This window comes from Streptomyces sp. NPDC002537, from assembly GCF_053594975.1.
Genome location: NZ_JBSFWT010000148.1, coordinates 1 through 9896 on the forward strand (window position 1 = coordinate 1; position 9896 = coordinate 9896).

Here is a 9896-nt window from a genome sequence, read left to right on the forward strand (position 1 = left end):
GCCGCCTCCTACGCCGACCGCGTCGTCTTCCTCGCCGACGGCCGCATCGTCGACGAGCTGTACGGGCCCACCGCCGACACCGTCCTCGACCGCATGAAGCGCTTCGACGCCAAGGGCCGCACGAGCTGATCACACAGCCCGCACCGCCAGCTCACGCCAGCCCACTCCCCCAGGACTGACCGATGTTCCGTACCGCCTTGCGCAACGTGCTCGCGCACAAGGCCAGGCTGCTGATGACCGTGCTCGCCGTGCTGCTCGGCGTGGCCTTCGTCTCCGGCACCCTGGTCTTCACCAACACGATCTCCGACGCCTACCAGAAGAGCTCCGAGAAGGGCTTCACCGGCGTCGACGTCGCCGTCACCCCGCACAAGGAGGACCGCGACAAGGGCAACCCGGGCGCCGCGCCCAAGCTCACCCAGGCCACCCTCGACAGGATCGCCGAGGTGCCCGGCGCCGCCGCGGTCACCGGCTCCGTCGGCGGCTTCGCCGCCGTCTCCGGCAAGGACGGCAAGCTGGTCGGCGAGGGCTTCAACTCCTCCGGCGCCAACTACTACCCGGGCGCGGACGGCAAGGACCCCCGCTACCCGATGAAGTCCGGCCGCGCCCCGCGGGCCGCGAACGAGGTCGCCCTCGACGCGAGGACCGCGGACCGCGCGGGCTACAAGGTCGGCGACACCGTACGGATGTCCGTCGACGGCCCGGTCCTCGAACAGAAGGTCACCGGCGTCTTCACCACCGACGACGGCAACGTCGCCGCGGGCGGCAGCCTCGCCCTCTTCGACACCGCCACGGCGCAGAAGTACTACGCCAAGGCCGGCGAGTTCGGCGAGATCGACGTCAAGGCCGCCGCGGGCACCTCGCAGACCGCGCTCAAGGACGCGGTCGACAAGGTCCTGCCGCGCGACACCGAATCCCAGACCGGCAAGAAGCTGGCCGAGGACCAGGCGTCGATCATCGCCTCCGGCATGGACACGATGAAGACCACCCTGCTGACCTTCGCGGGCATCGCCCTCTTCGTGGGCATCTTCATCATCGCCAACACCTTCACCATGCTGGTCGCCCAGCGCACCAAGGAGCTCGCGCTGATGCGCGCCGTCGGCGCGAGCCGCGGCCAGGTCACCCGCTCCGTGCTCATCGAGGCGTTCGTCGTCGGCGCGGTCGCCGCGGTCACCGGCCTCGTCGCGGGCATCGGCATCGGCGCGGGCCTGCGCTCGATCCTGAACTCCGCGGGCGCGAGCCTGCCGGACGGCCCGCTCGTCGTCTCCCCCGGCACGGTCGTCGCCTCGCTGGTCGTCGGCGTCGTGGTCACCATGCTCGCCGCCTGGCTGCCCGGCCGCCGCGCCGCGAAGATCCCGCCGGTCGCCGCGATGAACAGCGTGCACGCCGTGGCCACCCCGCGCTCCCTCGTGGTGCGCAACAGCATCGGCGCGGCCTTCAGCGGCCTCGGCGCCGCGCTCGTCCTCGTCGCCGGCTCGCAGTCGATCATGGCCCTCGGCGCGGGGCTGCTGCTCATCGGCGTCTTCGTGCTGACCCCGCTGCTGTCCCGGCCGCTGATCGCCGCCGCGGGGCCGCTGCTGCGGCCCTTCGGGATCTCCGGCAAGCTCGCCCGGCAGAACGCGGTCCGCAACCCGCGGCGCACCGCCGCGACCGCCTCCGCCCTGATGATCGGCCTGACCCTGATCACCGGCATGACCGTGCTCGCGGGCAGCCTCCAGGTGGCCATCGACAAGATGGCCTCCGGTGCCATCAAGGCCGACTACACGGTCTCCATGGCGAGCAGGACGCCGCTCTCCCCGGATGTCGAGAAGAAGCTCGGCGCCAGCCCCGACGTCACCGCCGTCAGCCCGCTGCGGACGTCCGCGGCCCGCGTCGACGGCGACCACCAGTCCCTGACCGGTGTCAACGGCAGGAGCATCGCCGACCTGACGAAGGTCGACTTCACGGCGGGCTCCTTCGCCGGGCTCTCCGGCGACAAGGCCGTCGTCGACGACAAGACCGCCCGGAACCACGGCTGGAAGCTCGGCTCCTCCTTCGCCGCCACCTTCGAGGACGGCAAGCAGGGCAGGCTGACGGTCTCCGGTATCTACAAGGGCAACGACCTGATCCGCGGCATCATGGTCGACAACACGACCCTGGCGCCGCACCAGTCCGAGATCGTCGACATGCAGGTCCTGGTCAAGACCAAGGCCGGGGTCAGCGCCTCCGCCAAGGACTCGATCGCCAGGACGCTCGGCGACAACCCCGCCATCGCGATCCAGACCAAGCAGGACATCTCCAACGAGATCGCCAAGGCGATCAACATGATGCTGAACATCCTCTACGGGCTGCTCGCCATGGCCGTGATCGTGGCAGTGCTCGGGGTCATCAACACCCTGGCGATGTCGGTCTTCGAACGCTCCCAGGAGATCGGCATGCTGCGGGCCATCGGCCTGGACCGCAAGGGCATCAAGCGGATGGTCCGCCTGGAGTCGCTGATCATCTCGCTCTTCGGCGGTGTGCTCGGCATCGGCCTCGGCGTCTTCTTCGGCTGGGCGGGCGGCCGTCTGGTCGGCAAGTCCATCGCCGACTTCGAGCTGATCCTCCCTTGGGGCCGGATGCTCCTCTTCCTCCTGCTGGCCGCCCTCGTGGGCGTCCTGGCCGCCCTGTGGCCCGCCCGCCGGGCCGCGAGGCTGAACATGCTGTCGGCGATCAAGGCGGAGTAGCGGTTCGGGGGCCCCGCCCCCGGACCCCCGGACCGACCGGACGGGCCGGACGGACGAGCAACTGCTCGCCCCGTCCGGCCCGTCCGGCGTTCAAGAGCCCGCCCGGAGGTGCTAGCCCCGCCACTCCCGCGGCCGCAGCGGGACTCCGGAGGCGCCCGACTCCGGGGTGCGGACCGCCAGGACCTGGTTCACGCCGATCCGGTTGCGCTCGAAGGACAGCGCGCACGCGGCCATGTAGAGGCGCCAGACCCGTGCCCGTCCCGGCGACGTGAGCTCCGCCGCCTCGCGCCAGCCGGCCTCCAGGTTGGCCACCCAGGCACGCAGCGTCAGCGCGTAGTGCTCCCGCAGGCCCTCCACGTCGCGGACCTCGAACCCGGCCTCCTCCAGCTGGGCCACGGTCCGCCCGACGGGCGCCAGTTCGCCGTCGGGGAAGACATAGCGGTCGATGAACTCGTCGACCTCGTAGGCCTCTTCGTCCAGCAGTGGCCGTCGCGCGATCTGGTGGTTGAGCAGCCGTCCGCCCGGCAGGAGCAGCCGGTGCAGGTCGGCGGCGTACTCGGCGTAGAGCGCCGAACCGACGTGCTCGGCCATGCCGATGGAGGAGATGGCGTCGAAGGGGCCGTCGGCGATCTCGCGGTAGTCCTGCACCCGGATCTCGACACGGTCCGTCAGACCGGCCTCGGCGACGCGCTTGCGGGCGTACGCGGCCTGCTCCTCGGAGAGCGTGATGCCCACCGCGCTGACGCCGTACTCGCGGGCCGCGTGGAGCACCATGGAGCCCCAGCCGCAGCCCACGTCGAGCAGCCGCTGCCCCGGCTGGAGCGCCAACTTGCGGCAGACCAGGTCGAGTTTGGCGCGCTGGGCGTCCTCAAGGGTGCTGTCCGGGCTCTCCCAGTAGGCGCAGGAGTAGACCATGGAGGGTCCGAGGACCCGCTCGTAGAAGGTGTTGCCGACGTCGTAGTGGTGGCTGATGGACTCCTTGTCGCGGCGCAGCGTGTGCAGCGGGCCGCCGGTCCTGCGGGCCTCCTCGCGCGGCGGCCGGGGCGGCGGCCAGGGGCCGCCCAGCTTGACGAGTTCGGCGGCCGCGGCCCGCAGCCGGGGGTCGCGCACGGCCGTCAGCAGCGCCGCGAGGCCGGTCCGCCGTCCGCTGTCCTCGCCGCGCTCCCAGAGCGTCCCGGCGAGCAGGTCGAGGGCTTCGTAGAGATCGCCGTCCACATCGAGGTCCCCCGCGACCCACGCGCGGGCGAGCCCGAGCTCGCCGGGCTTCCAGAGCAGCCGGCGCAGGGCGCGGCGGTGACGGACGACGAGGACCGGCGTCCCCGGAGGGCCGTACTCGCTGAGGTCCCAGGCCCGGAGCCGGACCGGGAGCGGTGCCCCCAGTACGTCTTCCACGAGCGCGGAGAGCCGTCGAGCGGCGTCGGCCATGTCGCACACCTCCATGATGCAAGGTCAGGAGAAACGTTCAACTGACACCCAAACACCAAGACGGGGCCGGGTAGTCCCGTTCCGTCATATTGGATCGGCGGTGTGTGACGAAACACTGTGCATATGCCGAAGCACGCCGGAGGGCGTCCACCCCACGGATTGGTGGACGCCCTCCGGCGTGCTGACCGCGGCTCCGCGCGGTGGTGGCTCCGGTCAGGAAGCCTTGGCCTTGTCGCCGGCCTTGCCGGACGCGGCGGCGTCCTTGGGGGCCTGCGGGGCCGGCTTGGCCGCCTCGTAGAACTCCTCGCGGGGGTTCTCCATGGCGCCGAGCGACACGACCTCGCGCTTGAGGAACATGCCCAGGGTCCAGTCCGCGAAGATGCGGATCTTGCGGTTCCAGGTGGGCATGGCCATGCCGTGGTAACCACGGTGCATGTACCAGGCGAGACGGCCCTTGAGCTTGATCTTCATCTTGCCCATGACGATCATCGCGACGCCCTTGTGGAGGCCGAGGCCCGCCACCGCACCCTTGTTGGAGTGCTCGTACGTCTTCTGCGGGAAGCCCCGCATGCCCGAGACCACGTTGTCGCCGAGGACCTTGGCCTGGCGCAGCGCGTGCTGGGCGTTCGGCGGGCACCAGGCGTTGGGGTTGCCCGCCTTGCGGCCGACCATGTCCGGGACCTGGGCGTTGTCGCCCGCGGCCCAGATGTAGTCGGTGCCCTGGACCTGGAGGGTCTCGGAGGTGTCGACGTGACCGCGCGGACCGAGCGGCAGGCCGAAGCGGGACAGCGCCGGGTTGGGCTTGACGCCCGCGGTCCACACGATCGTGTTGGAGTCGACCTCGAGGCCGTTCTTCAGCACGACGTGGCCGTCGATGCAGGAGTCCATCGAGGTGCCGAGGTGGATCTCGACGCCGCGGCTCTCCAGGTGCTCCTTGCCGTACGCGCCGAGCTTGGGGCCGACCTCGGGGAGGATCTTGTCGGCGGCGTCGACCAGGACGAAGCGCATGTCCTCGCGCTTCACGTTGGTGTAGTACTTGGCGGCGTCGCGCGCCATGTCCTCGACCTCGCCGATGGTCTCCGCACCCGCGAAGCCGCCGCCGATGAAGACGAAGGTGAGCGCCTTGCGGCGGATCTCCTCGTCGGTGGTCGAGTCGGCCTTGTCGAGCTGCTCGAGGACGTGGTTGCGCAGGCCGATGGCCTCCTCGATGCCCTTCATACCGATGCCGTTCTCGGCGAGGCCGGGGATCGGGAAGGTACGGGAGACGGCGCCGAGCGCGATGACCAGGTAGTCGAAGGGCAGCTCGTACGCCTCGCCCACGAGCGGGGCGATCGTGGCGACCTTGCGGTCCTGGTCGATGGTCGTGACGCGGCCGGTGAGGACCTCCGCCTTGGGGAGCACGCGTCGCAGCGGCACCACGACGTGGCGGGGGGAGATGCTGCCGGCAGCTGCTTCGGGGAGGAAGGGCTGGTACGTCATGTACGAGCGCGGGTCGACGACCGTGACGGTCGCCTCGCCGTAGCGCATCTTCTTGAGAATGCGCTGCGCCGCGTACAGGCCGACGTACCCACCGCCTACTACGAGGATCCGTGGACGCTCCGTGGTGCTCATGTTTCGAGTATCCAGCACTCCGGACGGGGGTGCTCGTGAGCCCCTTCACAAGATGGGCGAGGGTATCTGCTACACTCCGCCGCCGCCGTGACCCACGCCATACCCCCCGGAGGGAACCACGGCGCACTCGCGCGCGTTGGACACCCCTGCTGAACTGGCCTTGCGGCCTCTTCGGCAACTGGACCACAGTCGCCCCGGGGCCCGCATAAACCTTCCTTTAACTCGCCAGAAACCAGACGGTTTCCGGCCGTGCGAGGTTTGGAACACCCCAAAGGGGGCAGTTCGGCGCCCCCACGTACCACGCGCACCCTTTTTTCATGTGAAGGATTTCACGAACTTTCTTTTCGGAGGCCCCCGGGAAGCCCTCCGAGCGCCCCCGCCGAGGCCCTCCGGCGGGCCTCGGCGGGGGCTTCCGCGGCCTGTCAGGCGATGCTGAAGGCGATGCCGTCCAGGATGTCGTGCTCGCTCACGACGACCTCCTGGGCGCCCACCCGTTCCATGATCGACTGGAGGACGAGGGCGCCCGCCGCGATGACGTCGACGCGGCCCGGGTGCATGGCCGGGATCGCCGCGCGTTGCGCGTGCGTCGAGGTCAGCAGCATGCCGGTGATCTCCTGGACCCGCCGCAGCGGGATCCGGGCGTGGTGGATGGCCGCCGAGTCGTACTCCTGGAGGTCCAGGGCGATGGCCGCGACCGTGGTGACCGAGCCCGCGAGACCCACGAGGGTGTGGGCCGACGCGAGCGGGACGGTCTCCGCCGCCAGGTCCAGGGCCGCCTCGACGTCGGCCCGTATCGCGGCGATCCCGTCGGGCGACGGAACATCCGGAACCTCGCCGTCCATGGCGAGATGACGCTCGGTCATCCGCACACAGCCGACGTCCACGCTGCGCGCGGCCCGCACGTGCTCGTCCCCGATGACGAACTCCGTGGAGCCGCCGCCGATGTCGACCACCAGGTACGGCTTCGCCAGGTCGGCGCGGCCGGTCAGCTCCTTGGTGGCGCCGGTGAAGGAGAGCTCCGCCTCCTGGTCACCGCTGATCACCTCGGGCTCGACGCCCAGGATGCCGACGATCCCGCGGACGAACTCCTCGCGGTTCTCGGCGTCGCGGGACGCCGACGTCGCCACGAAGCGCGTCCGCTCCGCCTTCAGTTCGCGGATCACCTCCGCGTACTCCCGGCAGGCCGCGAACGTGCGCTCCAGCGCCTCGTCGGCCAGCCGGCCCGTACGGTCCACGCCCTGGCCGAGGCGGACGATCCGCATCCGCCGGTCCAGCTCGGTGAAGCCGCCGGTCGCCGGGTCCACGTCGGCGACCAGCAGGCGGATCGAGTTGGTGCCGCAGTCGACGGCGGCGACCCGCGTCACTTCTCCTCGCCTCCGCACGGGGTCACGCAGGGGCCCTTGGCCCACCACTCCGGCAGCATGGCGATCGCCTCGTCGCCCAGCGGGTTGACGCCCGGCCCGGCGGCCAGCGAGTGACCCACCAGCACGTGCAGGCACTTGACCCGGTCCGGCATGCCGCCGGCGCTCGGGAAGCCCTCCAGGACCTCGATCGCGTCACGGCGCGTGATGTAGTCCTCGTGCGCCTTCTGGTACGCGGCGGCGAGCTCCGGGTCGGTCTTCAGCCGCTCCGTCATCTCCTTCATCACGCCGTCCGCCTCCAGCGTGCCGATGGCGGAGGCCGCGCGCGGGCAGGTCAGGTAGTAGAGCGTGGGGAACGGCGTGCCGTCCTCCAGCCGCGGCTGGGTCTCGACGACGTCGGGGTTGCCGCAGGGGCAGCGGTGGGCGATCGCGCGCAGCCCGCGCGGGGGGCGGCCCAGCTGCTCCTTGAACGCCGCGATGTCCGCGTCGGTGGGGGCGGTGGGCTCGGTCTTCGGAGGAGGGGTGTCCATATGCTCGCTCGTGCTCGCTCGTGGTCGATCTCGTTGAAGTAGATCTCGTTGAAAAGGGGGGTGCGGTCAGCGGCCGGGCGCCACGGTGCCGGGAGCGTCGGCCTGGTCCATGCCGTCCCACAGGTTGCTGTACCAGGGCCGGTCGGCGGCGCCCTGGTCCTTGGGACGCCGGGCGGCGCCACTGCCGTCGATCACGCTGTAGCCGGTCTCGCCGGGGCGGAGGTAGTGCAGGTGCTCGCGCGCCTGCTGCTCGACGTACGCCGGGTCCTCCAGCCGCGCCTTCTCGTCCAGCAGCCGCTGCACCTGCTCGCGGGCCTGCTCGGTCCTCCGCCGCTGGTCGGCGATGTCCGAGCGCTGAGTGACCCACTGGCGCATCGGGTAGGCGAGGGCGACGACCAGGGAGCAGACGACCAGCGCGAGCAGCGCCGCCCGCCCGGTGAGCCGGCCGCGGCGGCGGGACCCGGCGCGGTACACCCGGGCCCTGGGGCCGCGCACCAGCGCCTTGAGCCTGGCAGCGGTGGAGAACCGGTCGCCCGCCACTTCGCCTCCCCGTGGTCACTCGACGCCCGCAGCCTCATTACGAACGTACGTCCCCGGCCACGGTACGGGACCGCGGCCGGGGACGTAGTGAGGCTCCGTCATCCCCTGGGGGTTTTGTCGCCCCGGATGGGATGTCAGCCCTTGAAGCGCGGGAACGCGCTGCGGCCGGCGTAGACCGCGGCGTCGTCGAGGATCTCCTCGATGCGCAGCAGCTGGTTGTACTTGGCGACGCGCTCGGAGCGGGCCGGGGCACCGGTCTTGATCTGGCCGCAGTTGGTGGCGACGGCCAGGTCGGCGATGGTGACGTCCTCGGTCTCGCCGGAGCGGTGCGACATCATGCACTTGAAGCCGTTGCGCTGGGCCAGCTCGACGGCGTCGAGGGTCTCGGTCAGCGAGCCGATCTGGTTGACCTTGACCAGCAGGGCGTTGGCGGCGCCCTCCTCGATGCCGCGGCCGAGGCGCTCGGGGTTGGTGACGAACAGGTCGTCACCGACGATCTGGACCTTGGTGCCGAGGCGCTCGGTGAGGGTCTTCCAGCCGTCCCAGTCGTCCTCGAACAGCGGGTCCTCGATGGAGACCAGCGGGTACGCGTCGACGAGCTCGGCGTAGTAGTCCGTCATCTCGGAGGCCGAGCGGGTCTTGCCCTCGAAGGTGTAGGCGCCGTCCTTGTAGAACTCGGAGGCGGCGACGTCGAGCGCGAGCGCGATGTCCTGGCCGGGGGTGTAACCGGCCTGCTTGATGGCCTCGAGGATGAGGTCGAGGGCCTCGCGGTTGGAGCCCAGGTTCGGGGCGAAGCCGCCCTCGTCGCCGAGGCCGGTGGACAGGCCCTTGGCCTTCAGGACGGCCTTGAGGGTGTGGTAGACCTCGGTGCCCCAGCGCAGGGCCTCGGAGAAGGACTCCGCGCCGATCGGCGCGATCATGAACTCCTGGATGTCCACGTTGGAGTCGGCGTGCGACCCACCGTTGAGGATGTTCATCATCGGAACGGGCAGCAGGTGCGCGTTCGGGCCGCCCAGGTAGCGGAAGAGCGGCAGGTCGGACGCCTCGGAGGCGGCGTGCGCGACGGCCAGGGAGACGCCGAGGATGGCGTTGGCGCCGAGCGAGCCCTTGTTGTCGGTCGCGTCCAGGTCGAACATGGCCTGGTCGATCAGGCGCTGCTCGGTGGCGTCGTAGCCGACGAGCTCCGGGCCGATCTGCTCGATGACGGCCAGCACGGCCTTCTCGACGCCCTTGCCCATGTAGCGGTTCTTGTCACCGTCACGGAGCTCGATGGCCTCGAAGGCACCGGTCGAGGCACCGGACGGCACGGCGGCACGGCCGGTGGAGCCGTCGTCGAGGCCGACCTCGACCTCGACCGTGGGGTTGCCTCGCGAGTCGAGGATCTCGCGAGCTACGACGACGTCGATGGACGGCACGAGGGTCTCCTTCATGTGTGTCTGGAGTGCTGCGAGCACGAGCCTAACGGGCGGCGGGGGGTCGGCTTGCCGTTGGACCGCCCCGCGGGCGGAAAAATGGCACAGATGCGCTGATCAAGGGGCGAATACCGGCATTGTTCGCTCAGCGGGGAAGCCTGTGGCTCGCGTTCTGTTCCGGGTGCGGCACCGTTGCCTCCCCCAGACTTCGTCCGGGGGGACCCCCAGCGGCGGGGGCGGCCTGCGGCCGCGTCCTCAATCGCCGGACGGGCTGGTTTTTCAGCCCGTCCGGCGATTGAGGACAGCGCGCGAAGC

At 70.7% G+C, this 9896-nt stretch carries 7 protein-coding genes and 1 pseudogene; 2 read left to right on the top strand and 6 right to left on the bottom strand.

The features are described from left to right. Both ACWD4A_RS34305 and ACWD4A_RS34310 read left to right on the top strand, forming a co-directional pair. Positions 1-129: pseudogene (locus ACWD4A_RS34305) on the top strand (ABC transporter ATP-binding protein); the annotation flags it as partial. A 53-nt stretch (positions 130-182) separates the two neighbouring features. Further along, on the top strand, positions 183-2702 hold the full coding sequence (locus ACWD4A_RS34310; protein ID WP_451200230.1) for an ABC transporter permease: 2520 nt from the start codon (positions 183-185) through the stop codon (positions 2700-2702). A gap of 111 nt (positions 2703-2813) precedes the next feature. Here the strand turns inward: ACWD4A_RS34310 and ACWD4A_RS34315 are convergent, their stop codons facing one another. The 6 genes from ACWD4A_RS34315 to eno all read right to left on the bottom strand — a co-directional run bounded on the left by ACWD4A_RS34315 (position 2814) and on the right by eno (position 9584). Next, positions 2814-4127 (bottom strand): class I SAM-dependent methyltransferase, encoded by a 1314-nt coding sequence (locus ACWD4A_RS34315; RefSeq protein ID WP_451200233.1) that lies wholly within the window; start codon positions 4125-4127, stop codon positions 2814-2816. 213 nt (positions 4128-4340) lie between these two features. Then, positions 4341-5738 (bottom strand): NAD(P)/FAD-dependent oxidoreductase, encoded by a 1398-nt coding sequence (locus tag ACWD4A_RS34320; protein ID WP_451200236.1) that lies wholly within the window; start codon positions 5736-5738, stop codon positions 4341-4343. 422 nt (positions 5739-6160) lie between these two features. After that, entirely contained in the window at positions 6161-7102 is a 942-nt protein-coding gene (locus ACWD4A_RS34325) for a Ppx/GppA phosphatase family protein (protein ID WP_451200239.1), read from the bottom strand. Further along, positions 7099-7629: a DUF501 domain-containing protein gene (locus ACWD4A_RS34330; RefSeq protein WP_451200241.1), complete on the bottom strand. Its 531-nt coding sequence runs from the start codon at positions 7627-7629 to the stop codon at positions 7099-7101. The genes ACWD4A_RS34325 and ACWD4A_RS34330 overlap by 4 nt, the downstream gene beginning before the upstream one ends. Positions 7630-7695: 66 nt before the next feature. Continuing rightward, the gene (locus tag ACWD4A_RS34335) at positions 7696-8169 is read right to left on the bottom strand and encodes an FtsB family cell division protein (protein ID WP_451200244.1); all 474 of its coding nucleotides are present in this window, start codon (positions 8167-8169) and stop codon (positions 7696-7698) included. 134 nt (positions 8170-8303) lie between these two features. Continuing rightward, a complete protein-coding gene (gene eno / locus ACWD4A_RS34340) occupies positions 8304-9584 on the bottom strand; it encodes a phosphopyruvate hydratase (protein ID WP_451200247.1) in 1281 nt (426 codons plus the stop codon). Between the last annotated feature and the right edge of the window lie 312 nt (positions 9585-9896).

Excerpts from the sequence above, each read along its gene's own strand:
- ACWD4A_RS34315 (WP_451200233.1), bottom strand. The coding sequence starts at position 4,127 with ATGGCCGACGCCGCTCGACGGCTCTCCGCGCTCGTGGAAGACGTACTG.
- ACWD4A_RS34310 (WP_451200230.1), top strand. The coding sequence starts at position 183 with ATGTTCCGTACCGCCTTGCGCAACGTGCTCGCGCACAAGGCCAGGCTG.
- ACWD4A_RS34320 (WP_451200236.1), bottom strand. The coding sequence starts at position 5,738 with ATGAGCACCACGGAGCGTCCACGGATCCTCGTAGTAGGCGGTGGGTAC.
- ACWD4A_RS34330 (WP_451200241.1), bottom strand. The coding sequence starts at position 7,629 with ATGGACACCCCTCCTCCGAAGACCGAGCCCACCGCCCCCACCGACGCG.